This window comes from Stappia stellulata DSM 5886 (assembly GCF_000423705.1).
Lineage (GTDB): Bacteria > Pseudomonadota > Alphaproteobacteria > Rhizobiales > Stappiaceae > Stappia > Stappia stellulata.
This window is the reverse complement of sequence record NZ_KE384083.1, coordinates 499,749-526,586: the sequence shown is the minus strand read 5'-3', so window position 1 is coordinate 526,586 and position 26,838 is coordinate 499,749. Positions and strand designations below refer to the sequence as shown.

At 65.2% G+C, this 26,838-nt stretch carries 21 protein-coding genes and 2 tRNA genes; 9 read left to right on the top strand and 14 right to left on the bottom strand.

Going from position 1 to position 26,838, the window contains the following annotated elements:
- Nucleotides 1-18: 18 nt before the first annotated feature.
- From G572_RS26355 to bchI, 6 genes are read right to left on the bottom strand one after another with little or no spacing between them, the layout of a single operon-like run.
- The gene (locus tag G572_RS26355) at nt 19-171 is read right to left on the bottom strand and encodes a hypothetical protein (protein WP_156884745.1); all 153 of its coding nucleotides are present in this window, start codon (nt 169-171) and stop codon (nt 19-21) included.
- Between the two features lie 4 nt (nt 172-175).
- Complete coding sequence (locus tag G572_RS24810; protein ID WP_037547706.1) at nt 176-1,231, bottom strand: phytoene/squalene synthase family protein; 1,056 nt, start codon at nt 1,229-1,231, stop codon at nt 176-178.
- On the bottom strand, nt 1,212-2,741 hold the full coding sequence (locus tag G572_RS0119505; RefSeq protein ID WP_029059910.1) for a phytoene desaturase: 1,530 nt from the start codon (nt 2,739-2,741) through the stop codon (nt 1,212-1,214). The genes G572_RS24810 and G572_RS0119505 overlap by 20 nt, the downstream gene beginning before the upstream one ends.
- 48 nt (nt 2,742-2,789) lie before the next feature.
- Complete coding sequence (gene bchO, locus G572_RS24805) at nt 2,790-3,710, bottom strand: alpha/beta fold hydrolase BchO (RefSeq protein WP_037547482.1); 921 nt, start codon at nt 3,708-3,710, stop codon at nt 2,790-2,792.
- A gap of 4 nt (nt 3,711-3,714) precedes the next feature.
- Nucleotides 3,715-5,559: a VWA domain-containing protein gene (locus G572_RS0119495; protein WP_051242774.1), complete on the bottom strand. Its 1,845-nt coding sequence runs from the start codon at nt 5,557-5,559 to the stop codon at nt 3,715-3,717.
- Nucleotides 5,552-6,604: a magnesium chelatase ATPase subunit I gene (gene bchI / locus G572_RS0119490; protein ID WP_029059908.1), complete on the bottom strand. Its 1,053-nt coding sequence runs from the start codon at nt 6,602-6,604 to the stop codon at nt 5,552-5,554. Before bchI ends, G572_RS0119495 begins: the two co-directional genes overlap by 8 nt.
- 322 nt (nt 6,605-6,926) lie before the next feature.
- On the opposite strand from bchI, the gene dxs reads away from it, so the two are divergent.
- Both dxs and G572_RS25655 read left to right on the top strand, forming a co-directional pair.
- The gene (gene dxs, locus G572_RS24800; RefSeq protein WP_051242954.1) at nt 6,927-8,879 is read left to right on the top strand and encodes a 1-deoxy-D-xylulose-5-phosphate synthase; all 1,953 of its coding nucleotides are present in this window, start codon (nt 6,927-6,929) and stop codon (nt 8,877-8,879) included.
- Nucleotides 8,880-9,194: 315 nt separating this feature from the next.
- Nucleotides 9,195-9,983 (top strand): cobalamin B12-binding domain-containing protein, encoded by a 789-nt coding sequence (locus tag G572_RS25655; protein WP_169391342.1) that lies wholly within the window; start codon nt 9,195-9,197, stop codon nt 9,981-9,983.
- A gap of 25 nt (nt 9,984-10,008) precedes the next feature.
- Here the strand turns inward: G572_RS25655 and G572_RS0119475 are convergent, their stop codons facing one another.
- Nucleotides 10,009-10,206 (bottom strand): hypothetical protein, encoded by a 198-nt coding sequence (locus G572_RS0119475; protein WP_029059907.1) that lies wholly within the window; start codon nt 10,204-10,206, stop codon nt 10,009-10,011.
- A 184-nt stretch (nt 10,207-10,390) separates the two neighbouring features.
- On the opposite strand from G572_RS0119475, the gene G572_RS25650 reads away from it, so the two are divergent.
- A complete protein-coding gene (locus G572_RS25650) occupies nt 10,391-10,972 on the top strand; it encodes an Lrp/AsnC family transcriptional regulator (protein WP_029059906.1) in 582 nt (193 codons plus the stop codon).
- Nucleotides 10,973-11,120: 148 nt separating this feature from the next.
- Here the strand turns inward: G572_RS25650 and G572_RS0119465 are convergent.
- Nucleotides 11,121-11,197: transfer RNA gene (locus tag G572_RS0119465), tRNA-Pro, on the bottom strand.
- A gap of 200 nt (nt 11,198-11,397) precedes the next feature.
- Nucleotides 11,398-12,318: a LysR substrate-binding domain-containing protein gene (locus G572_RS0119460; protein WP_029059905.1), complete on the bottom strand. Its 921-nt coding sequence runs from the start codon at nt 12,316-12,318 to the stop codon at nt 11,398-11,400.
- A 109-nt stretch (nt 12,319-12,427) separates the two neighbouring features.
- Here G572_RS0119460 and leuC point away from each other — a divergent pair, with 109 nt between their 5' ends.
- The 5 genes from leuC (at nt 12,428) to G572_RS0119435 (ending at nt 17,320) form a co-directional block, all read left to right on the top strand.
- Nucleotides 12,428-13,858 carry a 3-isopropylmalate dehydratase large subunit gene (leuC, locus tag G572_RS0119455; RefSeq protein WP_029059904.1) on the top strand — a complete coding sequence of 477 codons (1,431 nt, stop codon included), beginning with the start codon at nt 12,428-12,430 and terminating at the stop codon, nt 13,856-13,858.
- The gene (gene leuD, locus G572_RS0119450; protein ID WP_029059903.1) at nt 13,859-14,476 is read left to right on the top strand and encodes a 3-isopropylmalate dehydratase small subunit; all 618 of its coding nucleotides are present in this window, start codon (nt 13,859-13,861) and stop codon (nt 14,474-14,476) included.
- Complete coding sequence (locus G572_RS0119445) at nt 14,473-15,366, top strand: alpha/beta fold hydrolase (RefSeq protein ID WP_029059902.1); 894 nt, start codon at nt 14,473-14,475, stop codon at nt 15,364-15,366. Before leuD ends, G572_RS0119445 begins: the two co-directional genes overlap by 4 nt.
- A gap of 151 nt (nt 15,367-15,517) precedes the next feature.
- Nucleotides 15,518-17,074, top strand: coding sequence for an SLC13 family permease (locus G572_RS0119440; RefSeq protein ID WP_029059901.1), 1,557 nt, complete (start codon nt 15,518-15,520; stop codon nt 17,072-17,074).
- A 171-nt stretch (nt 17,075-17,245) separates the two neighbouring features.
- Nucleotides 17,246-17,320 (top strand) — tRNA-Gln (locus G572_RS0119435).
- A gap of 190 nt (nt 17,321-17,510) precedes the next feature.
- Here G572_RS0119435 and G572_RS0119430 read toward each other — a convergent pair.
- The gene (locus tag G572_RS0119430; protein WP_029059900.1) at nt 17,511-17,765 is read right to left on the bottom strand and encodes a hypothetical protein; all 255 of its coding nucleotides are present in this window, start codon (nt 17,763-17,765) and stop codon (nt 17,511-17,513) included.
- Nucleotides 17,766-18,263: 498 nt separating this feature from the next.
- On the opposite strand from G572_RS0119430, the gene G572_RS0119425 reads away from it, so the two are divergent.
- Entirely contained in the window at nt 18,264-19,685 is a 1,422-nt protein-coding gene (locus tag G572_RS0119425; RefSeq protein WP_029059899.1) for a globin-coupled sensor protein, read from the top strand.
- A 110-nt stretch (nt 19,686-19,795) separates the two neighbouring features.
- Here G572_RS0119425 and fdhF read toward each other — a convergent pair whose 3' ends face one another.
- From fdhF to G572_RS0119405, 4 genes are all read right to left on the bottom strand, one after another.
- Nucleotides 19,796-22,600 (bottom strand): formate dehydrogenase subunit alpha, encoded by a 2,805-nt coding sequence (gene fdhF / locus G572_RS0119420; RefSeq protein WP_029059898.1) that lies wholly within the window; start codon nt 22,598-22,600, stop codon nt 19,796-19,798.
- Nucleotides 22,593-23,072, bottom strand: a complete 480-nt coding sequence (locus tag G572_RS24785) for a GNAT family N-acetyltransferase (RefSeq protein WP_051242770.1) — start codon at nt 23,070-23,072, stop codon at nt 22,593-22,595. The genes fdhF and G572_RS24785 overlap by 8 nt, the downstream gene beginning before the upstream one ends.
- Complete coding sequence (locus G572_RS0119410; RefSeq protein WP_029059897.1) at nt 23,069-24,775, bottom strand: NADH-ubiquinone oxidoreductase-F iron-sulfur binding region domain-containing protein; 1,707 nt, start codon at nt 24,773-24,775, stop codon at nt 23,069-23,071. The genes G572_RS24785 and G572_RS0119410 overlap by 4 nt, the downstream gene beginning before the upstream one ends.
- Before the next feature lie 84 nt (nt 24,776-24,859).
- Nucleotides 24,860-25,780 carry a LysR family transcriptional regulator gene (locus G572_RS0119405; RefSeq protein WP_051242768.1) on the bottom strand — a complete coding sequence of 307 codons (921 nt, stop codon included), beginning with the start codon at nt 25,778-25,780 and terminating at the stop codon, nt 24,860-24,862.
- Nucleotides 25,781-26,838: the final 1,058 nt, after the last annotated feature.

Sequence of the window (26,838 nt, the reverse complement as noted above, 5' to 3'; positions counted from 1 at the left end):
GGACCTGCCTGCGCGCGGTCAGTCGTCGGATTTTGTCTCGCGCGTTTCTGCGTCCTCTCGTGCCTTTCGGGCCTGCATGTCGCGCTTGAGACTGCGCAACTGCCAGATGCCGAAGGCGCCCACGACAAGGGCGGTGAACACAAGCTCGACGAGACCGAGATAGCTGCCCATTCCTCTAGCCTCGCCCGCGCGTTGCCGCCATCAGGGCGCGTTCGCGGCGTTCGGTGGTGGCGAGAAGGTCCAGCACCCGCCCGAATTTCTCGTCGAAGCCGCGCGGGGCGGCGACGGTTTCCGGTGCGCTGCACGCCTCCACGAGATGTGCAACGCTTTCATGCGGTGGCGCGCTGCGTCCCGTCGCGGCGGGAAACGGTGTGGCGGCGGCGAAAAGCAGCAGGCGCACCTTGGCCGCCCGGCTTGTCACCGCGCGCCGGGTCACGCTGTCGTGCCCGTTTTCGGCGATTGCACGGCCGATGTCGCGATAGATCAGGCCGGCACTGCGGATGGCGGGCCGGCAGTCGAGGGGCAGGCCGCCGATGCCGGCACCGGCGCGCGCGTAATGCGCGTCCGCGGCCGCCAGGAGACGGGCCACAACCCGCGAAAGGGCGGGCGAGGGGCGCGGATCGCGGACAAGCATCGCGGCCGACAGGCCTTCCTCCGCCAGCCAGTCGCGCGGCAGATAGACCCGGCCGTTGCGGGCGTCCTCGCCGACATCGCGGGCGATGTTGGTGTATTGCATGGCGATGCCGAGGTCGGCGGCGCGCGCCAGCACGCTGCGGTCGCGCACGCCCATGATCAGCGTCATCATCAGCCCGACGGTGGAGGCGACGCGGGCGGCATAGGCGGCAAGCGCGTCGAGCGAGCGATAGACCCGGCCCTCCTCGTCCCAGGCAAACCCCTCGATCAGCGCGTCCGGCAGGTTGCGCGGGATGCGATGCGCCGTGACGACGCGGGCGAAGGCGCGGTCGCACAGATGGTCTTGCGGCGCGCCGCGATAGATCGCATCGAGACGCTGCATCAGCAGGTCGGTGGCGCGCCCGGAGCAGGCGCCGGCGTCGACCAGATCGTCCGTCGAGCGGCAAAACGCATAAAGCGCGCGCGCCGGCTCCCGCACCCTTTGCGGCAGGAGGAGGGAGGCCGCATGGAAGGATTTCGAGCCGGTCCGGATCGCCTTCTGGCAGGCAATCCGGTCGGCAGCGGCGAGCCGGACCGGTTCAGGCGATTTCACGGGCATGCGGGACCACCTTGTCGAGGATCTTTGCGGAGGCGATGACGCCGGGGAGGCCTGCTCCGGGGTGCGTGCCGGCGCCCACCAGATAGAGGCCGTCGACGGCTTCGCTCGCATTGTGCGGACGGAACCACGCCAATTGCGTGAGCCGCGGTTCCATGCCGAAGGCCGCGCCCTTGTGCGACAGCAGACGGGTCTGGAAATCGAGTGGCGTCATCACGCGCGACGTCAGAAGCGCGTCGCCGAGACCGGGCAGCATCGTGCGCTCCAGATGCGCTTCGATCCGCGCGCGATAGGGTTCGCTTGCCGTATGCCAGTCGGTTGCGCCATCGAGGTTGGGAACGGGAGACAGAACGTAGAAGGCATCGCATCCCTCCGGCGCCACGCTCGGGTCGGTCGCGCTCGGGCGATGCAGGTAGAGGCTGAAATCGTCGGCGAGCACCTTGCGCTCGAAGATATCGGCGAGAAGACCGTCGTAGCGCGGCCCCATCATCACCGTGTGATGGCCCACCTCCGGATACTGCCGGTCGGTGCCGAAGTACCAGACGAAGAGGCTCATCGAATAGGCCATCCGCCCGAGCTTGCGTTCGCTCCAGCGTCCGCGCGCCGAAGCGGGCAAAAGCTTGGCATAGGTCCAGGCGGCGTCGGCGTTGGAGACGACGATATCCGCCGCGATGCGCTCGCCGCCGGCAAGCCGCACGCCGGCAGCCCGTCCCTCGTCCACCAGGATCTCGGCAACATCGGCATTCATGCGCAAGGCGACGCCCTGATCCTCCGCCAGATCCGCCATGGCCCTGACCAACGCGCCGGTGCCTCCCATTGCGTAGTGAACGCCATAGGCTTGCTCCAGATAGGAAATCAGGCTCATAATCGAACTGGTCCGCATCGGATTGCCGCCGATGAAGAGCGGATGGAAGCTCAGCGCCATGCGCAGCTTTTCATTGCGTATGTGTTTCGAGACCAGCGCGTGGACAGACCGCTCCGCCCGCCGCAGGACGAGGTTCGGCAAGGCCTTCGCCATGCTCGCAAGCGAGGGGAAGGGCCGGTCGACCATCCTCTCGAACCCGGTGTGAAAGCAGGCCTTGCTTTCCCTCAGGAAGGCCTCGTAGCCGGGGGCGTCGCCGGGGCTGAAGCGTTCGACCTCCGCGCGCATCGACGCCGCATCGCCGTAGCAGCAAAACGTGTCGCCGTCGTCGAAGCGGATCGTGTAGCAGGGGGTCAGCTCGCGCAGCGTCACATGATCGCTCATGCGCTTGCCGCAGAGCGTCCAGAGCTCCTCGAAAAGAAACGGCGCGGTCAGGATCGTCGGTCCGGCATCGAAGGTGAAGCCGTCCTGGCGAAACACGCTCGCCCGCCCGCCCGGAGCGTCGAGCCGGTCGACAATCGTCACGCGATAGCCGCGCACGCTGAGGCGGATCGCAGCTGCAAGGCCGCCGACACCGGCGCCGATGATTACGGCGTGTGGTCTTGTGTCGTCGGTTGTGAAATTTAGAACCGGGGTTGGGTGAATTGTCATCTTGTCCTGCCGGTTTGATCCCTTGCGGGGGCGGGGAGGGCGACTGTCCTAGGCACGGCGGCGATCCCGAGAATCGACCGCTGTTGCGCCGAGGCAGTGCTCTTCGATGAGGGAGGCGATCTTGTCCGGCTCTGCCTCGTGCAGCAGGTGACCGCCGGTCTTGAAGCGGACGCAGGTCGCATTCGGCGCCCGGGCCGCAGCGCGCGTCGAGACTGAGGCCGGGACCATCGGGTCGTCTTCGGCGGCGATCAGGATCAGGTCGCGGTCAAGGGCGGGGAGGGCCGCCTGAAGCGGTGCGAGATCCCAATGCGCCATCATGCCGAGCGCGCCGCGCACATGCCTTCGGCTTGCAAAGAGCCGCGTATAGCAACGGATGCCCTCGGCGCCGATCTGCGACCCGGTCGCCCGTTGCAGCATGGTGTCGGTGCCGCCAAGCGTCGCGCGCCATGCGAGCAGCCGTGGCGTCAGCGGATTGAGAAACAACAGGCGTGCCAGCGGCTGGAACAGCGCGTTTCCCTGGATCGGCTCGAGGGCGGCGTTCAGACCGAACAAATGCGCTGGCGTAATCCGGCCGAGCTGTGCCATGCGCACGAGCACCGCCGCGCCGGCGGAATGTCCGGCGGCGGCAAGTGGCGCGATATCGAGCTGGTCCAGCAGGTCGGAGACCGCATCGGCCATGCCGCCCGGTGTCAGGGCCAGCGTGTTCTGCGTTTCGGTGAAGCCGTGGCCGGGCAGATCGATGGCGATCACGCGAAAGCGGTCGGCCAGCCGGGGCATCAGATCGCGGAAGGAGTGGGTCGAGGCCGCCGTTCCGTGCAGCAGCACGATGGCCGGCGCGTCGCGACCGCCCATCTCCTGCATGTGCCAGAGAATGCGGCGGGTGCGCACGAAGCGGCTGGCTGCGCTGTTCGGCCAGTCGCGGCCGTCGCGGCTCCAGTCGAGGTCGTGGCTGCGTGCGAACCCGGTCATGTCGTCAGTCTCTTCGCATGTAGGTCGATACGAGGCTTGAAACAGATGCGGCGTCCGCGCGCGGCAGGGCCCGGTAGTCGGCCTTCATCGTGTCGGCAAGGCTACGCGCGCCATCGCGCGGCCGTCGGGCGATATCGATCACCAGGGTCTTCACGCCAAGCGATGCACCTTGCCTTGCAAGCCGCGCGGCTTCGTCCCGCGCCACGGCGCGGTCCGCGCTGCCGTCAAGCGCGATGTTGCCGCGTCCGTCTGTGAAAAGCACGATCAGCGGCGTTTGTCCCTTGCGCCGGATCTGTACGGCCAGTTCGAGGCTGCGCCGCATCCCGTCGGCAAGCGGTGTCGGACCGCCGCCGGGCAGGCCGGTGAGGCTGCGTTTGGCGCGCACCAGCGAGCGCGTCGGCTCCAGAAGCAGCTCCGCCTCGCGCCCGCGAAAGGCGATCAGCGCGATCTGGTCGCGCCGCACGTAGCAGTCGGCGAGCAACAGTTCGATTGCCCCCTTCGCCTCTCCGAGGCGGTCGAAGGCGGTCGACCCTGAGGCGTCCACCGCGAAGATCGCCGTGGTTTCGGTGCGGTGGCGTCGCCGCAGGTAGCGAAAGTCGGAAGGCGTGACATGGATCGGACGTGCCGGTCCGGCGCCGGTTGCCTCATGCGCCCTGCGCCTGAGATGTTGCCAGGGAGCGGCCGCGCGCAGGGTCGCGGCAACATTCGGCCGCAGCCCGGCGGTCGACGGGCGGCTGGTGACGCCGATGGTGCGTCCGCGCAGACTGCCGCCTTGTTCCGCACCGGATTTTCCCGCCCCTCCGCCGGCCTTCATTGTCTCCGCTTTGATGGACAGCAGCGACGGATCGAGCTTTTGCGCGGCAAGGACACTGATCAGCATGTCCTGAAGGTCATCCGGCGAGATCTCCCGGTCCGGCTGCGCGCCGGTCGCGTCATCGCCGGTCTTGTCCCGGGCGCTGTCTTCGCCATTCGCGTGGGGCGGCGCCTGTGACGGTTCCTGCCTGTCATCGGTCGCGTCATCGCCCGGCTGATCCTGGTCCGGGGATGTTTCGGCTTCTTGCGCTTGAGGGCCAAGGCCGAATACCAGCCGCAGCGCCGTTGCGGCATGGCCGGGCTCGGCGCGTGCGCAGCCCTCGAGAGCGGCAACGATCCGTGTCACGCGGGACAGGGCGAGCGCGCGGCGCATCGACCGCGTCGCGGTGGCGTCCGCGGCGGCCACAAGCGCGTCAAGAAGAGGGTCTGGAAGCTCGACGTCGCGCCAGAAACTTGCGGAGGCGGGGCACGCTTGCGCGGGGGCGGTCTCTGCCGTGTCGCGAAGCGAGAGATCCTCCAGCGGGAGACGCAGGCAGAGCCGGTCGGCGATTGCCGCCGGCACGCCCTCTTCCGCATCCGCCCCCTCGTCAAGCGCAACCAGCGCAAGCCGGGCCGGTGCTCCGCGTCCGCTTCTGCCCGTGTCGAGAGCGCCCGCGAGGATCCCGGCGAGCGTTGCCTCCGTTCGCTCCGCCATGGCCAGCACCAGGAACCCGCCATTGGCGCGTGTCAGCACGCCGGCCGTGTGCACCGGGCGTCCCAGCGCCAGGGTTTGTGCCAGGTCGAGGCTGCCGTCGAGCGCATCCGCGCTCACCGTGGCCGCAATGCGTTGCACCGGCGCGTCGGTTGACTGCATGCGTTTGAGCGCCGCGAGCCAACGATCCAGGACCGGCCCGCAGCGGGCCCGCACATGGATGCCGCCAAGCGCTGCGCCGCCCACTGTCAGCACCATGGCCGCAAGCAATGCGTCGGCCCAGCGTCCGGTTTGCGGAGCGGGCAGGGCGGTCTTGCCGGGCAAGGCGCGTGCGGCGTCAGGCATGGCCCGCCACTCCGAAGGACACTTCGTCGACGGCACGTTCCACACGCGCGGCCGATCCGGCCTCGTCGAGCGGGTCACGGCGCAGGCGGTGTCGAAGCGCCATCGGGGCGACCGCGACGACGTCGGCGGTTCCCGGTTCGCGCTTGCCTGAAAGCGCGGCGCGCGCGCGTGCCGCGCGGATCAGCGTGAGTTCCCCCCGCAAACCGTCCACGCCGAGCCGCAGGCACAAGGTGGCGGCAAGCTCGAACACGGACGTCGGCGTTTCCATTTTTGCCAGCTTCGCGGCCGACTTGCGAATGCGCGCCGTGATCTTTGCATCTCGCGCTGCCCAGTCCGCCACAAAGGCTTCGGGGTTGCGGTCGTAGGCCTCGCGCCGGCGGATGACCTCGACGCGCTGCTGAATGTCGCGCGGGGCCGATACGTCGAGAGACAGGCCGAAACGGTCGAGCAGTTGCGGACGCAGCTCGCCTTCCTCCGGATTGCCGCTTCCCACGAGAACGAACCGGGCCGGATGGCGAATGCTCAGACCCTCGCGCTCGACGACATTGGTTCCCGAGGCGGCCACGTCGAGCAACAGGTCGACCAGATGGTCTTCCAGGAGATTGACCTCGTCGATGTAGAGAAACCCGCGATTGGCGCGTGCCAGCAGCCCCGGTTCAAAGGCCTTCTCGCCCGACGTCAGGGCCTTTTCGAGGTCAAGCGTTCCGCAGACGCGATCCTCGGTCGCCCCCAGCGGAAGGTCGACCACGGGCGTGCGGCGTTTCTCGATTGCCGGGCGCTTTGCCCCGGCGGCGCGGGGCAAAACGCCGGTGCAGACCGGACAGATCCCGGCAGGCTGCGCCGGATCGCAGTTGAAGGCGCATCCCTTGCGCGCCCGAATGTCGGGGAGGAGCGCTGCAAGCGCGCGCACGGCCGTCGATTTCCCCGTTCCGCGGTCGCCGAACACCAGGACCCCGCCAAGGGAGGGATCGACGGCGGCCAGAAGCAGCGCGTCCTTCAGTTCGTCCTGTCCAACAATGGCGGAGAAGGGGAATGGCGGAGACATGCGGTTTCTCCCGGGAAGTGTAAATTTAAAGTTACGACATACTGTCAATCAGATTAGACACTTTTTCGGCAATTGCAATCGGACTTGGCAAACTTGTGAGTGCGGGGGCGACGCTCACGCACGGGCCTTTGCCGGCATGGCGAAACCGGGAGTGTAATTTATATTGGACACAAAATGTGTAAAAATAAGTTTACAAACTTGGGTGTGCGGTTGAAGATGCAATGCGGAGGCAGGCGCCAGAGGCCCGATCGGGATCCGCTGTCGCCCGGCGAGATCGATGCCCGGTCAACGCGCGATCCGGGATGCACAAGAGGGATCCATCATGGTCACCGGAACCGACGTCAACGCACCGACACCGTTGCTGGACCGGGTATCCTCACCGGATGATCTCAAGTCGCTGAGTGACGGTGAACTGGCGGTTCTGGCGCGCGAATTGCGCTGCGAGACGATCAATTCGGTTGCGCGCACCGGCGGGCATCTCGGGTCAAGCCTTGGCGTCGTCGAACTGACGGTGGCGATCCATGCCGTGTTCGATACGCCGCGCGACAAGCTGATCTGGGACGTCGGGCATCAATGTTATCCGCACAAGATCCTGACCGGCCGGCGCGACCGGATGCCGACGCTGCGCCAGGAAGGGGGGCTGAGCGGCTTCACCAAGCGCAGCGAGAGCGCCTATGACCCGTTCGGCGCGGCGCATTCCTCCACGTCGATCTCCGCCGGTCTCGGCTTTGCGACGGCGCGCGATCTCGGCGCGGATGTCGGCGACGTGATCTGCGTCGTCGGCGATGGCGCCATGTCGGCCGGCATGGCCTATGAGGCGATGAACAACGCCGGCGCGGCCGGAAAGCGCATGATCGTCATCCTGAACGACAACGACATGTCGATCGCCCCGCCGGTCGGGGCATTGTCGACCTATCTGACCGGGCTTTGCGCCGGTCGGCCGGTGAAGGACTTCAAGGCCCTGGTAAAGCAGGCGGCCGCCCAGCTGCCGGCCCCGTTCCGCGAGGGGGCGGAGCGGGCGCGTCATCTGGCCAAGGGGCTGATGTCCGGCTACACCATGTTCGATCACCTTGGCTTTTGCTACGTGGGGCCGGTCGACGGGCACGACGTGAAGGACCTTCTGCGCATCCTTCGGACCCTGCGGGACAATGCCGACGGTCCGGTTCTTCTGCATGCGGTCACCAAGAAGGGCGCCGGCTATCGCCCGGCCGAAACCGCCCGGGACAAGTATCACGGCGTCTCGAAGTTCGACCCCGCAACCGGACAGCAGGCGGCGTCGAAACCCGCGCCGCCGAGCTACACGAAGGTCTTCGGGGCAAGTCTGGTGGCGGAAGCCGAACGCGATGAGCGTATCGTGGGGATCACCGCAGCCATGCCGGGCGGAACCGGCATCGATCTTTTCGCCAGGGCCTTTCCCGAGCGCGCCTTCGACGTCGGTATCGCCGAACAGCACGCGGTGACTTTTGCGGCCGGCCTGGCCGCAAGCGGCCTGCGTCCGTTCTGCGCGATCTACTCCACCTTCCTGCAACGCGGCTACGACCAGATCGTTCACGATGTGGCCCTTCAGGGGCTGCCGGTCCGCTTCGCCATCGACCGAGCCGGCCTCGTCGGGGCCGACGGGCCCACCCACGCGGGCGCGTTCGATGTCGGATATCTTGCCAACCTGCCGGGGTTCACGGTCATGGCTGCGGCCGACGAGGCGGAACTGATGGACATGGTTGCGACCGCCGCGCGCCACGACGACGGGCCTGTCGCCTTTCGCTATCCGCGCGGATCGGGGACCGGTGTCGCGCTGCCGAAGGCAGGCGTACCGCTTGCCATCGGCAAGGGGCGCATTGTGCGGGAGGGGCGCACGATTGCGCTCCTGTCCTTTGGCGCAAGGCTGGAGCAATGCCTCATCGCTGCCAGGCGACTGGACCAGCGCGGGCTTTCGACGACTGTCGCCGATGCGCGCTTCGCCAAGCCGCTGGATCTCGATCTCATCAAGGATCTCGTAGCCGAGCACGACGTGCTTGTGACGATCGAGGAGGGGGCCAGCGGTGGTTTCGGGGCAATGGTGTTGCAGGCGTTGGCGGAAGAAGGCGCGCTCGACGGACGCATTGCCGTGCGCTGCATGACCCTGCCGGACAGCTTTATCGCCCAGGCTTCCCCGGAGGCGATGTATGAGGCGGCCGGGTTGAATGCCCGCCACATCGTGTGCAAGGCCCTGGATGCAGTGGCCCGCGCGAGTGGATCGGAATCCACACGCGACCAAAGAGTGTTTTCTGTACTTTGAATGTATTTGTTGCCCGTTTTTGCGTTTCCCTTTGGGAAACAAACTGCGCGTATATGTTCCGATTCCAAACTTGTGCGGTCTGGCTTTTGAGCACAGGATTTGGGCTGGAGGATGTTTTTTAAGCATTTGTCCTCCTTGGGAGGAGCAATGGCCGAGTACCCGATCTCTTCGGACGGCCGTGATGCAATTGCCTGTAAAACCATTGAGACGGGCGGAAAGTCTGCGGGTGGGGCGGCGGATCGTCGGAAGCAAGACAATCGCAACAACGACCATGGCAACAACTCGAGGTTGCTGAGGCGGGCCATCGAGGGAACCGTGACCGCGGAGATGATCCGGCGTAATTCCGGCCCGGGGGATCCCGCGTCGGTGGTCGCCGCATTGTCCGATCCGGCGAGCGGCATCGACGGGGCGTGGGCGCCCGTGGTTTCCGCGCTGATCCGCGCGATCTTCTCCGAGCAGGAGATACGGCTAGAGGCCATCATCGCGGAAATCCTGGACCGGAACCGGCCGTTTCTGGAAGTCTACAGCCAGGTCCTGATGCCTGTATGTGTCTGCGTGCGGGGGCGCTGGTCGCGCGAGGAGGCGAGCTTTGTCGAGATCACCCTTGCATCGGGGCGCATCGCGTTGGCCTTCAACAGCATTTCCCAGGCCTATGTCGAGCGCCATCTCATGCGGGAAGAGAGCGACGCCCTGCATCCCGGTGACGCGGAGGCGCGTTTGCTGCTTGCACGCATGCCCGGTGACAATCATGCGCTTGGGCTGCAGATCGTGGAGACCGTTTTCCGTCAGTCCGGATGGCGCGTGCAGCGCGGCGGCGATGGCGGGCATCTCGACAGCTGCTTTCAGGAGCTGAAGCGCGACCATTTCGACGTGTTCGGCCTGTCCGTTGGCATCACCTCCATCGTCGGCGACGTGGCGATTGCCATTGATCGGGCCCGTGCGGCCTCTCTCAACTCTGCCCTCCATGTCTGTATTGGCGGTGCCGGAGTGCTTGCCGCGCCCGAAGCCTTCACAGGGATCGGCGCGGATTTCTTTGCGACCGATGCGCTGGAAGGGGTGGCGCTCGCCAATCGGGCCGTCGGGTTCAACGTGCTCAGCGGTTAACGCGGCTTCGTCGGCACCGGCATCCTTACTGGGGGGACGACGCAGGAGGGGTGTTTGTCCGGTCGTCCAGGGGGATGGTTACCACCGTTTCGATCGAGGCGGTCAGGTCGTTCGCCAGCATGTAATCTCCGATCAGGCGCAAGGCGCCGTCAAGATTGCCTTCAAATATATGTCGATTGACCTTTACCGAAAAGGTAAGAAACTCTCGGTTCGAGAAAGTCATTATCCTGTTCCCGTAAGTAATTGAGGTAAAATTTGTATTTTCATAATTCTATTTATGTTCTTCGCCGTTCCGTCCTTTGAAATGAATAGCCGGACAAAACGCCAATGAGAACAGATCGAATTGACAGGAAGGTTGCATATTGCGAGGCTGCACACATGAATTGCAGTGTCGTCGTGAGGTTTGCATGAAGGACGCGGAGGTTTCCGACCGGCCCCTTTCAGAACTGGATCGGAAGCTTGTTCAGCTGCTGACTCAGGACGCCCGGCGTTCCAACACCGAACTTGCAGGGCTGCTCGACGTGTCGCGGATGACGGTCAAGAACCGGATCGACGGTTTGGTCCGGCGTGGCGTTATCGAAAGGTTCACGATCAAGCTGGCGGACGAGAGGGGTGGCCGGGAGCCTGCCGAGGCCGCCTTCTTTCACATGAAGTTGAAGCGCCCGTTTTGCAAACATATCCATGACGCGGTGCAGGGCTGGCCTGAACTGATCGGTGCCTGGTCGATCGCCGGCAGTACGGATATGACGCTTCTTGTGCAGGCCGCCGGATTTGACCGGTTGGACGACCTCCGGGATCTCCTTGCAAGGCACCCGGATGTCGAGACTGTCTGGACCGCGATGATCCTGCGGCAGTGGGCCCACAAGTCGTCCCTCAATCCCGATTACGACCCGCGCCGTCCGCCGGACCGGCTGGACAGGCGCCTCGGCGAGATTGCCGCGGAGCAGGGCGCTGACAGGATGACCGATGAAGGTGCTGCCCCCCGCTGACGGCATGTGGCGGCTGTTGCGCCGATCCGCCGATGCCGGTCGGGTCTTCCGGCAATCGTGCGTTCCAGACAGGGGACTGTGACCGCGCCGCACGCAGCCGGAGCCGCGCAGCAAGTCACCATCAATGGTCGGCATCATTGGAAAAGAATGGTCGGAGTGGCAGGATTTGAACCTGCGACCCCCTCGTCCCGAACGAGGTGCGCTACCAGGCTGCGCTACACTCCGATATCGCTGTCAGAGGCGATTTTCCGTCCCGGGAAGGCGGCGTCTCTCTGAAGCGTCGCGGGTTAATATCACCACGCCCGCGCCTCCGCAACCCTGTCGTCCAACGGAAAACGATCCCGGCTGTGGATGAGTGCGGGATCCCTGTGCCTGCCGGTTTTTTCAGGTGAACGCGCGCGTGTGAGAAAGCGCGCTCGCAGGCCTCACGTCTCCTGTTGCTCTCCGGCGGCGGCAACCGCGCGGCTCCAGAACGTCTCGACGGCGTGGCCCTGTCGGCCTCGCGGGCGCAACAGAAGGATTTCCATCGGCACGTCCCAGTTTTCGCCCCCGGCACGGACAAGTCGTCCGCGCGCGAGATCGGGAGCGCACAGGCTGTGCGGCGCCCAGGCGATCCCCTTGCCGTCGCGTGCCATCCGCAACAGCGCCGTTGCAAGATGCGAGCGAAAAACGGGCCGAAGGGCCGCGCGTCGTTCGGAGATGACCTGGGCCGCGGCGAGAATCCGGCCCATTCCCGAGCGGTCGTCATACGCAAGGTAGGGCAGCGGTTCCTGCGCGTCGCCGGGAAGGGCGAAACGGGGTTTTCCATCCGTCTCCGGCACGCAAACGGGGATCAGCCGGTCTGCGCCGAGGCGGATCGAGCAGAAGACGCCCGGGTCCAGCCGGTGGTGCGACGTGGGATGGTGGTGGCAGAGAAGAAAATCGGCCTTGCCCGCCAGCATGATTTTCTCGCAGCCGAGCATGTTGTCGGCCAGCAAGCTGACGGTCGCCAGTTCCGGGGTGTCGCCATATTCGCGCAACCAGTCGGGAAAAAAGGTCAGGGACAGCGCATGGGTCGCGGCGAAGCGCAAGGTCCCGGCTTCCGCGCCGCCGACTTCGCGGGTCTGGTCGCGGCCTTGTGCGAGCCGGCGCAGCACGTCCTCGGCCACGGCGTGAAAGGTCTCTCCGGCCTCCGTCAGGGCAATGCGGTGGGTGTCACGGTCGATGAGCCGTGTGCCGACCCAGTCCTCCAGACCGCGAATCCGGCGGCTGAACGCCGGCTGGCTGGAATTTCGTGCCTCGGCCGCGCGCGAGAAGTTGCCCTCCTCGGCGAGCTTCAGGAAGTCTTCCAGCCAGTTGGTCTCCATCGTCGGTGTCTTCCCGCCGTCCGTTGCATCAATTGATCGCCAACCGGCATTGGCTGACGCGCGTCCCGGCAGATTAGGGTGCGGCAGCGAAACAAGGAGCGTTTTCGAAATGCGATCCCGGACCCTCTACGACAAAATCATCGACCGGCACAAGATACAGGCGCTGGACGACCGGGCCGGCCCCGGATCGCAACTGCTTCTCTATGTCGATCGCACCGTCTTGAACGAATACACCAGTCCGCAGGCTTTCACCGGCCTGCGCGATGCGGGGCGCGGGGTCTGGCGCGCGGAGGCGGCGCTTGGCGTGGTCGACCACGTCAATTCCACCGCACCGGATCGCGGTGCCTCGGTCGGCGATGCCGATGCGCAACGGCAAATCGCGTATTTCGCCGAGAACGGGCGCGATTTCGGGATCGAGATGTTCGATGTCCTGGACCCGCGTCAGGGGATCGAGCATGTCGTCCTTCCGGAACTTGGCTGGGTTCTCCCCGGCCTGGTCATTGCGGCGGGCGACAGCCATACGGCGACCTATGGCGCCTTCGGAACGGTTGGTTTCGGTATCGGCACCTCTGATATCGAGCACCTTCTGGCGACCCAGACGGTTACCTATACGCGTTTGAAGACGATGCGCGTCAGGGTGGTCGGCGATCTGCCGCTGGGCGTTACCGCAAAGGATCTCGTGATGGCGCTGATCCGCAAGATCGGCGCCGACGGGGCGGCCGGCCATGCGCTGGAATTCGTCGGCGAGGCAATCGGCGCGCTGGACGTGGAAGGGCGGATGACGATCTGCAACATGTCGGTGGAATGCGGCGCGCGGGTCGCGCTGATGGCGCCCGACGACAAGGTGTTCGACTATATCGCCGGGCGTTCGCGTGCACCGTCGACGGAGATGCTTGAGCGCGCGAAACCCGTCTGGCGGGCGCTTGCCAGCGATCCCGACGCCGTCTTCGACCGTGAGGTCGATCTTTGCGCCGGCGAGATCGCGCCGATGGTCACCTGGGGCACAAGTCCGGACCAGTCGGGCGCGATCGATGACGCCGTGCCCGACCCTGCTTGCCTGCCGGCGGACCGGCGGGGCGATGCGGCCCGGGCGCTCGATTACATGGGTCTTGAGCCGGGCACCCGTTACGAGGATATCGCGATTGACCGGGCGTTCATCGGCTCCTGCACGAATGCTCGGCTCGACGACCTGCGCGCTGCAGCCAGGATCCTGCGCGGGCGCAGCGTGGCGCCGGGGGTGCGCGCCATGGTATCGCCCGGCTCCTCAAGCGTGCGACGGGCGGCGGAGGCGGAAGGGCTTGACCGCGCCTTCATCGAGGCGGGGTTCGAATGGCGCCAGTCGGGCTGCTCGATGTGCCTTGCCATGAACGACGATGTCCTGGCGCCCGGCGAACGCTGCGCCTCGAGCACCAATCGCAATTTCGAGGGACGGCAGGGCAGCGGCGGGCGAACCCACCTGATGAGCCCCGCCATGGTGGCGGCTGCGGCTGTGACCGGCCGCCTTGCCGATGTCCGCGCGCTTGCGACACGGGAGATGTAAGTGGAAAAGTTCCTGAGCGTTACGGGGCTGGCCGCCCCCATGCCCGCGGCCAATGTGGATACCGACGTGATCATGCCCAAGGTCTTTCTCAAGGGCATAGACCGGAGCGGATTGGCGCGCGGCCTGTTTCACGATCTGCGCTTTGACGCGCAAGGTGGGACACGGACCGATTTCATTCTGAACCGGGCGCCGATGCAGAACGTCCGGTTCCTGCTGACGGGGCCGAATTTCGGCTGCGGCTCGTCACGCGAGCATGCTGTCTGGGGGCTGCTGCAATACGGGATCCGTGCGCTGATCGGCAGCACCTTTGCCGGGATCTTCGCCGACAATGCGGCCAACAACGGCCTGCTGCTGGTGACGCTAGGCGACGACGAGCGCGCGCGGCTGGCCCGGGCGGTCGGGCCGGATGGCACTGAGATCACCGTGGATCTTGCCACGCAGACCGTGACCTGCGGCGGCCTTTGCCTGGACTTCGGGATCGAGCCGTCGCGGCGGCAGGCCCTGATGGAGGGGCGCGACAAGATCGCCACGACATTGCAGATGAAAGAGCGTATCCGGGATTTCGAGGCGGCCTATTTCGCCGAGGCCCCCTGGCTCGCACGCGGGGGCGAGGCATGAGCAAGCTTGCAGGGTTTTCCGACATTCTTCCAGGCTTCTCCTGGCGGGATATCGATGCGCACGGGATCCGGATCCGCACCGCGACCGGGGGCGAGGGGCCGCCGCTGCTGTTGATGCACGGCCACCCGCAGACCCATCTGAGCTGGCACAAGGTCGCGCCGATCCTTGCGCGCCGCTTCACCGTGGTGCTGACCGACCTGCGCGGCTACGGCGACAGCGAGAAGCCCGGGGGTGGCGAGGGGCACGTCAACTATTCCAAGCGCGCCATGGCGGCCGATCAGGTTGCCGTCATGCGGGCGCTCGGCCATGACCGGTTCTCGGTCGTCGGCCACGACCGGGGCGGGCGCGTCGCGCATCGCATGGCGCTGGATCATGTGGATGCGGTGGAAAAGCTGGTGCTTCTCGATATCGCGCCGACCGCGACGATGTATGCCCGGACCGACATGGAATTCGCGCGGCGCTATTTCTGGTGGTTCTTCCTGATCCAGCCCTATCCCTTGCCGGAGCGGTTGATCGAGGCGGATCCGGACTTCTTTCTCGACCGCCATATCGCGGGTCAGATCAAGATCGACGGCGCCTCCGATCCGCGTGTTATGGCTGAGTACCGTCGCTGCTATCGCGACCCCGCCACCCGCCATGCGGTCTGCGAGGATTACCGCGCTGCCGCGACGATCGACCTGGTTCACGATGCCGAAGACTCGGACGCCCGCGTGCGCGCGCCGCTCCTTGCGCTGTGGGGCGGCCGGGGAACCGTCGGGGCTCTCTATGACGTGGTGGCCACCTGGCGCGAGAAGGCCGACGACGTGCAGGGCCATGCCATCGACTGCGGTCACAGCCCCCAGGAGGAGGCGCCGGAGGCGCTGCTGGCCGCGCTCGACGCATTTCTTTGAAAAAACCGCCTGCGCCTTGGTGGAAGGCTGTTTTGGCGCAGAACTTCAACCGCAATGCGCATGGCCTGCGCACCGGACCGGGGATCATGCGCCCCGCGTCCGGTGAATGCCACGCGCCTGATGATTTGGAATTCGGGGAGGAACGATTGCAATGACCACATCCGGGAAAGACCCGCACCAGGACCAGAGCCTGTCCTGGCAAGAGGGGAAGGAGGCGTTGGGCGCTTCGCTGCGGCCCTTGCCGATGCTTGTGGGGCTTGCGGTCTTCGTGTTGCTCTTGTTGCTACCGCCGCCGGAGGGGTTGTCGGTCGCCGGCTGGCGGGTCGTCGCCGTGGCCGCTTTGATGGTGATCTGGTGGATCACCGAGGCGATCCCCATTGCTGCCACCGCCTTGCTTCCGCTGGTTCTGTTTCCGTTGACTGGCGCCGGAACGGTCAAGGCGACTGCCGCGCCCTACGCGAGCGCAACCATCTTCCTGTTCATGGGCGGGTTCATGCTGGCCGCGGCGATGGAGCGCTGGAACCTCCATCAGCGCATCGCATTGTCCATCGTGTCGCGCACAGGATCTCGGAGACACCATATCGTCGGCGGGTTCATGCTGGCGACGGCCTTTCTGTCGATGTGGGTGTCCAATACGGCAACGACGGTGATGATGTTGCCGATTGCCGTTTCCGTGATCGGATTGATACAGGAGGAAACCGGCGGCAAGGAAGCCAAGACCTTTGCTCTCGCCCTGATGCTGGGCGTGGCTTACGCCGCATCGATTGGCGGTGTCGCAACCCTGATCGGCACCCCGCCGAACGCCTTGCTGGCGGGAGCGATGCGGCAAACTTACGGCTATGATCTCGGTTTCGGCCGCTGGATGCTGATCGGCGTTCCGGTGGCGGCGACGATGCTGGCGATCTCGTGGTTGCTGCTGACCCGCCTGGCGATCCGGCTTCCGCGGAGCGAGGTCGATGGCGCGCGCGAGCTGATCAGCGGGAAGTTGCGGGGCCTGGGCACCATGTCGCGGGCCGAGGCGATGGTCGGTGTCGTCTTCGCATCGGCGGCGGTGCTCTGGGTGCTGCGGTCGTGGTTGCAGGTCTATATTCCCGGACTGAACGATGCGAGCATCGCGATCGGCGCCGCCCTGCTGTTGTTCATCCTTCCTGCGGGAAGCGGCCGGGACCGCAACGGATCGCGTGTCGCATTGCTGGACTGGACAACCGCATCGAAGCTGCCCTGGGGCGTCCTGATGCTCTTCGGCGGCGGGCTGAGCCTTGCCGGCGCGGTGGCGGGCACCGGTCTCGATACATGGATCGGCGGCCTGATCGGAGGGATCGCGTACGGTGTTCCGATCCTGCTCCTGATCGTGATCGTGGCTGCGGTCATCCTGCTTCTGACCGAGGTGACCTCGAACACAGCAACGGCTGCGACCTTCCTGCCGTTGCTCGCGGCACTGTCGCAGAACATCGGCGAGAACCCGCTGATGCTGGCCGTCCCGGCCGCACTGTCGGCGTCGATGGCCTTCATGCTGCCGGTCGCAACACCGCCGAACGCGCTGGTCTTTTCGTCCGGGCACGTCACGATTTCGCAGATGGCCCGTTACGGGAGCTTTCACAACATCGCCGCGATGATCGTGCTTTCGACCCTCGGTTACTTGATCCTCACGAGCGTCTTTGGTGTCGTCGCGGGGACGCTTCCGGAATGGGCGATGGGCGCGCGATAGAGCAGCGCGCATTGAACCGGCGCACGAGGGCTCCTGTCCGCCGGACAGGGGCCTTCATGCCCTGCATCGCGGCGGTGCGTTTCATGTGAACGCCCTGGGGAATGTAGCGGCTGAAGCCCGAAGCGACGCTTGCGTGAGCGCAGGGGTCTGGTTATACACGTCGTCGCGCGTTGGGGCGTCGCCAAGTGGTAAGGCAGCGGCTTTTGGTGCCGCCATTCGCAGGTTCGAATCCTGCCGCCCCAGCCATCCCGCATCTGTCAGACTTGCAGACACCGTGACGTGAACGCAGTGGCGATGGGCGGCGCGCTTCTCCCTGACACGGCGACGGAACCCATCGCGGAAATCGCGTTGCAATACGGCGGCATCCGCTTTGCAGCCCATGCGCCAATGACGGCTTTTCGAAACGCGGCGCAGGCGCGGAAAGCCGGTCGAAGTCCTAAGTCCTTTCGTCGTCGGTCTCCTTTGTGCTTCCCGGTTCGTTGTAGTTGCTGGGATCGTAGTCTTCCGGATCGTACCCGTCCTCGTCTTCGTCGATGCCGGTCACATGGGTTGTCCCGGTCTCTTCATCGTAGACAAGCCCGTATTTTGCCCGGCCCTGGGACTTGTAACGTTTGTATTCATGGAGGCCGGCATAGACGAACACCACTGTGAACGGCACCAGGATCAGGAGGGCTAGCAATTTGGGTTCCATAAGGGGCTCCCTTGCGGGCTCGGTGTTTCAGGGGCATGTGGCCGCAGAGGGCGCGCACGGATCGCTGTCGGGTCCGTCGATCCCGCCGCCGGCGGTGGTCCTCGCGCCTTGTTGTCACAGAAACCGGTTCTCTCAAACCCGCCACCCCGGCCATCGCCTCCAAATTCGTGCTTGCTGTGGATTTCGACTCATTTCATTCTTCCATAATACAATTTGAGTCTCTGGCAGGGCGACCTTCGCCCAAGTTGGAATTTGCTGCTGAAAGCGCAATTGTCGGATGATGTACGGATTTTCTATGTAAAACCACATAGTTTTAGATTTTTGTTCTATGGAAATTATTTTCATACCGGACTTTGGATTCTTTTCGGATTATATCCCTGCGTAATTTTTACAGGGTTTATGAATTAAAAATATACATACATAAAAAATGCTTTGTCGTTATATAATTTGTAACCGGCTTTACCCAAACTGATGGCAATAGTCAGATGAGGTAATCCGATGTCGGTAGCAGGTGATGGTGGTTCTGAATTACGGGTTGCATTCGCGCGTATCGACGACAAGGCCAGACGCAGCCTTCAGAGCCTTTGGCCGGTGGTGGAACCCCGGCTCGACGAAATTCTGAGAAGTTTTTATTCTCACGTTGTGAAGCAACCCAATCTGGCCGCCCTGATCGGGGATCGCCAGGCGTCTCTGGAATCGGCGCAGAAAAAACACTGGAAGCGCCTGTTTACCGGCGCTTTCGACGATGACTACGTGCAAAGCATCGACCGCATCGGGCGCGCGCACAGCCGCATTGGCCTGGAGCCGCGCTGGTACATCGCCGGCTACCAGTATGTGCTCAACGAGCTTATCGCCATCGTGATGCAAAAGTACCGCTTCGCGCCGAAGAAGGCGACACAGTCGGTCCAGGTGCTCAACAAGGCGGTATTGCTCGATCTCGATTTCGCGATCTCGACCTATCAGCAGATCATCATGGAAGCCCAGGAAGCGCAGACCCGCCACCTGAGCGATGCGGTCGACCGGTTCAAGGAAAAGGTCGAGGCATCGCTGCGGACCGTGGACCAGACCGCCGACCGGATGCAGCAGCAGGCCGGCACACTTTCCGATGTCGCCAGTTCCGCCTCGCAAGAGGCCGTTTCAGCATCCGCGGCCTCCGAGGAAACCTCGGTGAGCGTCCAGACCGTGGCCTCGGCGGCGGAGGAACTGTCGTCCTCGATCGAGGAGATCGGCCGCCAGATCACCGGCGCCTCGGATGTCGCGCGCCGGGCAAGCTCGGTGACCGAAAACGCCTCGCAGGAAATCGGCCGGCTCTCCACTTCCGCCCAGAAGATCGGCGATGTCATCGGTCTCATTCAGGCGATTGCCGCACAGACAAACCTGCTGGCGCTCAATGCCACCATCGAGGCGGCGCGCGCCGGCGAGGCGGGACGCGGCTTCGCCATTGTCGCCCAGGAGGTGAAGCAGCTTGCAAGCCAGACCTCCAAGGCGACGGAGGATATTGCCAATCAGGTGTCGGAAGTGCAGGCGGCGACCACCCGGGCCGTCGACACGATCGGGTCGATTTCCTCCACGGTTGGCGAAATCGACTCGCTGACGGCCGCCATCGCCGCGGCGGTAGAGGAGCAGGGGGCGGCGACGCGGGAAATCTCGATGAATGTGCAGCATGCCGCCCAGGGCACGATGACGCTCACGCGCAACGTGACCGGCGTGAACGACGCGATCGACAAGACCGAACATGCGGCCGATGACTTTCTTGTTGTTTCGGGGAGCCTGCGGTCGCAATCGACGGAGATCGCCGAACAGATCCGCGGTTTCTTCGTCGAAATCCGGGAAGGCCCGCTCGACCGGCGCAAGAAGCGCGACCCGAATTTCAAGGGGCGGGACCGTCGCGGGGAGGCGAGGAAGCAGACCGCCGCCTGACCGGCTCCGCGAGACTGCGAAATGTTGCATCGATAGGCGAAAGGGAGCGCTGCGGACCTGCGGCGCTCCCTCTTGTGTGTTCGGCTCCGGTCCGCCGCCCGGTGACCGGTCTACTCTGCGGCCGCTTCTTGTCGAAGTCCGGCGACCGAGATCACCTGTGCCGCGCAGTATTTGAACTCCGGGATCTTGCCGAACGGATCGAGCTGCGCGTTGGTGAGCCGGTTGGCGGGAGCCTCGAAGAAACAGAACGGCACGAAAACCATGCCATCCGCGACGTCGCGATCGGCCCGCAGGGTCGCCGTGATCGCGCCCCGGCGGGTGGTGACCGTCACCGCGTCCCCCGCGACCAGGCCGCGGGCCTCGATCTCGCGCGGGTTCATCGCAGCCACGGGGCCGGGTTCCAGCGCATCGAGCGTGGACGAGCGTCGTGTCATCGCACCGGTGTGCCAGTGTTCGAGCATGCGCCCGGTGGTCAGGACGAGCGGATAGGTCTCGTCCGGCATCTCGTCCGGCGGAATGAGGTCGGCCGGGACCAGGCGTCCCTTGCCGGAGGCTGTGGGAAAGCCGTCGGTGAAGATGATCTCCGAGCCCGGTTGATCTTCATGTTTCGCCGGATAGGTCACGCAGCCTTCCTGGACGATGCGCTCGAAGGAAATGTTGGCGAGCGATGGCATGAACGCGCGCATTTCCTCATAGACCTCGCCGATATGGGCATAAGACCAGTCGAGCCCGATGCGGCGGGCGATCTCGGCGATCAGCTCCCAGTCCTGCCGCGCCGCGCCGGGCAGGGGAACGGCCGGACGACCGAGCTGCACCTGGCGGTTGGTGTTGGTGTAGGTGCCGAGTTTTTCCGCATGGGCGGAGGCCGGCAGCACCACATCCGCGTGCCAGGCGGTTTCGGTCAGGAAAATGTCCTGGACCACCAGATGGTCGAGTTTCGCAAGGGCAGCGCGGGCATGGATCTGGTCGGGATCCGACATCGCCGGGTTCTCGCCCATGATGTACATGCCGCGAATGTCGCCGGCATGGATCGCGTCCATGATCTCGACCACGGTCAGCCCGCGAACGGGATCGAGCGGCCGGCCCCAGGCGTCTTCATAGGCGCCCCGGATATCCGGATTCTCCACTGACTTGTAGTCGGGCAGGAACATCGGGATCAGGCCGGCGTCGGATGCGCCCTGCACGTTGTTTTGTCCGCGCAAGGGATGCAAGCCGGTGCCCGGACGCCCGATCTGGCCGGTGACCAGTGCCAGCGCGATCAGGCAGCGGGCGTTGTCCGTGCCGTGAACATGCTGCGACACGCCCATGCCCCAGAAGATGATGGAGCGGTCGCTCGTCGCATAGACGCGCGCCACGTCCCGGAGTGTTTCGGCGTCGATGCCGCAGACGCTCGCCATCGCTTCCGGCGAGAAGTCGCGGACCTTGTCCTTCAGTGCCTCGAAACCGTCGACGTGGCTGGCGACATAGTCGGCGTCGTGGAGGTTTTCGGCGATGATCACATGTAGAAGCGCATTGAGCATCGCCACATCGCTGCCCGGCGTAAACCGCAAGGAATGACTTGCGTGGCGCATCAGGTCCTGGCCGCGCGGGTCCATGACGATGAGCTTCGCACCGCGTTTGGCGGCCTGCTTGAGGTAGGTCGCGGCAACCGGATGGTTCTGGGTCGGCCTTGCGCCGATCACGATGATGCAGTCGGCGTCTTCCGCCGCGCGGAAGGGCGCGGAGACGGCGCCCGAGCCGATCCCCTCCATCAGCGCGGCGACCGAGGAGGCGTGGCACAGCCGCGTGCAATGGTCGACGTTGTTGGTGCCAAAGCCCTGTCGCACAAGCTTCTGGAACAGGTAGGCTTCCTCATTCGACCCCTTTGCGGAGCCAAAGCCGGCAAGTGCGGCACCGCCCGAAGTGTCGCGGATTTGGGCCAGTCCACCGGCCGCGCGCTCCAGGGCCTCTTCCCAGGTCGCCTCGCGGAACACGTCGAAGGGATTGGCCGGGTCGAGCATCGCGTCGCCCGCCTTGGGCGCGTCGTCGCGGCGCACCAGCGGTTTGGTCAGCCGGTGCGGGTGGCGGATGTAGTCGTGGCCGAAGCGGCCCTTGACGCAGAGCCGGTTCTCGTTCGCCGTGCCATTGCGCCCGTCGATCTTGATGATTGTCTCGTCCTTGACATGCACCGTGGTTTGGCAGCCGACGCCGCAAAACGGGCAGAGCGAGTCGACGGTGCGGTCGGCGGTCAGGACCGTGTGGCGCGCGGGCGCGTCCATCACGCTCTTTTCCTGCAGCGCGCCGGTCGGGCAGGCCTGCACGCATTCGCCGCAGGCAACGCAGGTGGAGGCGCCCATCGGGTCGGAGAGGTCGAAGATCGGTCGTGCTTCGCCTCCGCGATAGCCCATGCCGATCACGTCGTTGACCTGGACCTCGCGGCAGGCGCGTTCGCACAGGCCGCAGGCGATACAGGCGTCGAGGTTGACGGCGATCGCGGCATGGGACGTGTCCCAGCGGGCCGCGCGTGTGTGACCGGGAGCCTCGCTGTAGCGGCTGTCGTAGCGCGAGCGCTCGACGCCGACGGCCTCCGACCAGATCCAGAAATCGGCATCGCGGTCGGGCGAGTCGTCGCGGGCCGGCATGTCGCTGGCGAGCAACTCGAACACCATCTCGCGCGCCTTTTCGGCCCGTTTGGAGGCGGTCGTGACCACCATGCCCTCGGCGGGGGCGCGGATGCAGGAGGCTGCAAGCGTGCGCTCGCCCTCGATTTCCACCACGCAGGCGCGGCAGTTTCCGTCCGGGCGATAGCCGGGCGTATCCTTGTGGCAAAGATGGGGAATGGCCGTGCCGACGCGCTTGGCGACCTGCCAGATGGTCTCGTCTGCCGCCGCCTCGACCGCCTGGCCGTCGAGGGTGAAGGTGATGGGGTCAGTCATCGTCCGTACCTTCCGCAAGCTTGTCCAGGCTTTCGCCATCCCATCGCAGGTAGCGTTTGTCGGGCTCCACCGCACCAAGCCGCCGGTAGAGCCGGATTGCGCCCTCGTTGTCGGCATCGACGGTCAGGTCCATCCGGGGCGCGCCGCGTGCACGCGCTTCGGCGGCGCAAGCGCGAAGAAGCGCTTCTCCCACGCCGCGCCCGCGGGCATGGCTGGAAACGAAGACGTCCTTGACGAAATAGGCGGGATTGGCCCGTCCGGCGGGAAACAGCGGCGACATGGTCGCATGGCCGAGAAGCGTGTCACCGTCCTCCGCCACAAGAAACACCAGTTCGCCATAGCGCGTGAAGCCGTCCGACAGGCGCTGTGTCACCAGATCGGGATCGATGTCCGATCCGTAGTGTTGCTCCAACTCGCTCACGAGAGCCGCGAAACGTTGAAGATCCCCGGGGGTGGCCTTGCGTATGATCACGGCCGCTTCTCCTGCTGGAAAAACTTCAGGACGGAGCGGACGGGATTGCTCGCGGCCTGCCCCAGGCCGCAGATGGAGGCGTCGCGCATGACCTGTTCCAGATCGCCGAGACGCGCTTCGTCCCAGTCGCCGTGCTCCAGCATGGCGACCATCTTTTCCGTGCCCGCGCGGCAGGGCGTGCACTGCCCGCAGCTTTCATGCTTGAAGAAGCGCAACAGGTTGAGTGCGACCGCACGCATGTCGTCCTTGTCGGAAAGAATCACCACCGCATGCGATCCGATGAAGCCGCCATGCGGCTCGAAGGTTCCGAAATCCATCGGCAGGTCGGCCATGGATGCGGGGAAGATCCCGCCGGAGGCGCCGCCCGGCAGGAAGCCTGCGAGCGTGTGTCCGTCCGCCATGCCGCCGCAGGCCTCGATGATCTCGTGGATGGTGCTGCCGGTTGGCAGGATCGCGACGCCGGGATTGCGAACCCGGCCCGAGACCGAGAACGAGCGCAGGCCCGAGTGATCGTCCTTGCCGTGGCCCGCGAAGCGTTCCGCGCCGTGCTCGACGATGTCGCGCACCCAGTGGAGCGTCTCGATGTTGTGGTTGAGGGTGGGGCGGCCGAAGAGGCCCTTTTCCGCGATATAGGGCGGACGGTGCCGGGGAAGGCCGCGCTTGCCCTCGATCGATTCCAGCATGGCGCTTTCCTCGCCGCAGATATAGGCGCCGGCGCCGCGCCGCAGCTCGATGGGGGCGTGATCGGTGAGGCCGGCGGCGGCAAGCGCGGCGATTTCCTGCCGCAGGACCTCCAGTACGCCGGGGTATTCATCGCGCATGTAGAGATAGATGCGCTCCGCGCCAACCGCCCAGGCGGCGATCAGGGCGCCTTCCAGCATCCGGTGCGGATCCTGTTCCAGGAAGATCCGGTCCTTGAAGGTGCCGGGTTCGCCCTCGTCGCCATTGATCGTCATCAGGCGCGGTCCCTCGAAGGAGCGCACGATCTTCCACTTGCGACCGGCCGGGAAGCCGGCGCCGCCGAGACCGCGCAAGCCTGCGTCGGATAGCGTCTCGATCAGGTCTTCCGGCTGGCGATTGCCGGCAAGGCAGTCCTCCAGCAGCGCATAGCCACCCTTGGCGCGATAGGCGTCGAGCCGCAGCCCCTCGACCGGACGCGGCGCCGTTTTTCCGGCCTGCGCGGCCTCCAGAAGTGCGTCGGCGGTCGCATGTCCGACCTCGTTGCGACCGACCTGCGCGGCCGGCGCTTCCGCGCAGCGCCCCTGGCAGGCGGCGCGCACAATGCGGATCTCGCGCGGATCGGCGCGCGTTTCCAGCGCCGTGATCATCTGTTCCGCGCCGGCCATCATGCACGACAGGCTGTCGCAGACGCGGATCGTCAGGGGCGGAAGATCCGCGCCCTCCTTCACGATGTCGAAGTGGTGGTAGAAGCTTGCAACCTCGAAGACTTCCGCCTCCGCCAGCCGCATTTCATGCGACAGCGCCTTGAGATGGGCGGCGGTCAGTCCGCCGAATTCATCCTGCAGCAGGTGGAGATGCTCGATCAGCAGGTCGCGCCGTCGAGGGGCTTCTCCAAGCAGCCGGCGGACATCCTCGAGCGCCGTATCGTCGAGGGGGCGGCCCTTGAGCCGTCCGCCCTTTCCGCGACCCTTCCGACCGGTGCCGTCCCTGACGGGCTGCGGTTCGCGACTTCCTCCGAGCATTGTCGCCCGCTCCCTCTCATCTTCGAAAAGAGGAGTGGCAAGGAATTCGGATGCGAATTCAAATCGCGATTGGAAATCGTGTGATTATGACAGGTTATCAATGGGCTGAGTTGCCTGCAGGCAAGCGCGCCAGAGGGCCGAGGTCAGCGGCAATTGCAGGTTTCTGCGCGGGGCGACCAGCCCGATGACCGGTGGCACGCGCATGGCCTCCAGTTCCCGGACACCAAGGGCATCCGTCTTGAGTTCGTCGACGATCATGCGCGGTAGGATGGCCACGACCGGCGATGTCTCACGGCCCGCGCGCCCGAAGATGGACAGGAAGCTGTTGGCCTCGAACACCACCTGCGGGGTCGCGCCGGCATCGGAGAAGGCCTTGTCGAGAATGCGCCGGTTCTGCATGTCGGGTGTCAGGAGGGCAAGAGGCCAGTCCGCCGCCCGTTTCCAGCTTGCCGGTTCAGCGGATTGCTCCAGCAGCTCCGGCGCGCCAACCAGGCAGTAGCTTTCCGGTTGAAGCGCCAGCGTGTCGACGTTGTGCAGCGGCTCGTTGTTCAGATACGTGATGCCGGCGTCGAGTGAATAATCCAGCAGCCCGGCCTCGATCATGCGCGACGACAGGCTGGTGCAGGCGATGTCCACGCCCGGATGCGCCCGGGCAAGCGCGGCTGCGAGCCGTCCGGCAAGCGGCGTGGCGCTCGGGATCACGCCGATCCTGAGCCGGCCGGCAAGCGCGGTGCCGCCCGTTACGTCCTGGCGGAGGCCATCGAGGTCCGCGAGAACGCGGCGCGCGCGTGTGAGCACCCGCTCGCCTGCCTCGGTGAAACCCAGGAAGCGTTGTCCGCGCTGCACCAGCGGCGTGCCGAGCGATTCTTCCATGCGCCGTATGCGCGTCGAAAGGGCCGGCTGCGACATGTTGCAGGCCTGCGCGGCGCGCGCGAAGTGGCGCTCGGTCGCGAGCGAGACGAGCACGCGCAAATCGGCGACGTCAATCGGTGGCAGACTGCTCACACGGGGCCTTTCGGGTTTCTGTCCCGATTGAATAAAGTCTTGTTGCGGCGAGGGAAAGGAAAACAAGACCGTCGGCAGACGTTCAGGTCACATGTGGGCGGCTGTTGGCGGCAACAAAAATCGCCCGCCCGCAACCTGCGGACGGGCGATGATCATCTGAAAATCTGAAGGTATGACTATGTCTATTTCCTGTGCCGCCAGGCCAATGAATGTGACGCCTCCGCGCCCTGAAAAACCTGTATCCGCGAGTGGCGGATGGATCCGTTGTCCCTCGTTGGCATTGCCCGGGCACTGGCACCCCTCACTGTGTCAAGGATGTCGCCCGTTGCCAGCTCCGTTCGTCTCGACCGCCCCAGGCCTCCGGTTCGCTCGGTGTCTGCGCGGTTGACCGGCGACGAAGCTGTCAGCCGCTTCGTCGATCCGCCCCAAAAGCGGGCCGGGTTGTCGTGAACCCGGCCCAGTTGGGTCACGTTCGGACCTGCAGGAAAGGCTCGCTGCGGTCCGCATGTGATTTGCGGCGCTTCGCATCAAGGCACGGGGCGAACCGCTGTCCTGAAATGCGACTGTGCAAACGCCCCAAGGTCACCCCCTTTGAAGCTTCCGGACGCCTGGTGCCATCCCGTCGTCGGACGGTGTCGGTCCGGATGGTCATGTGTGACGCGTCGCACCGGATGTGTCCCGAATGAGGGCCGATGCGCCGGTCGGTCGACTGATTGGGTGGGATGCACCGACAGAGTGGCAAAACCACTTACACGCCAACACAACCCTTCGTTACATTCATCAAAAAACACTCGGCGTTATATGTCCGTGATTTTGGTGAGACGCGAAAGTTCACAAGCGGTCGGGAGCACACGGAAGGCGAAGGAACGCAATGCATTTCATGCCTTTGCCGCCGACCAGGCCATGTTTGTCCGGGGGCGTTCCCGCGTCTGGATCGGTCTGCAAAGGCGGGAAGACGAAAGCCGGGTCAGGCATGACACTGATTTCGCCTAAAACGTGCTGCTGTTACACAGGGGCAACCCGTTTCGGGCCTGATGGCGAACGGGCAGGCGCATCGA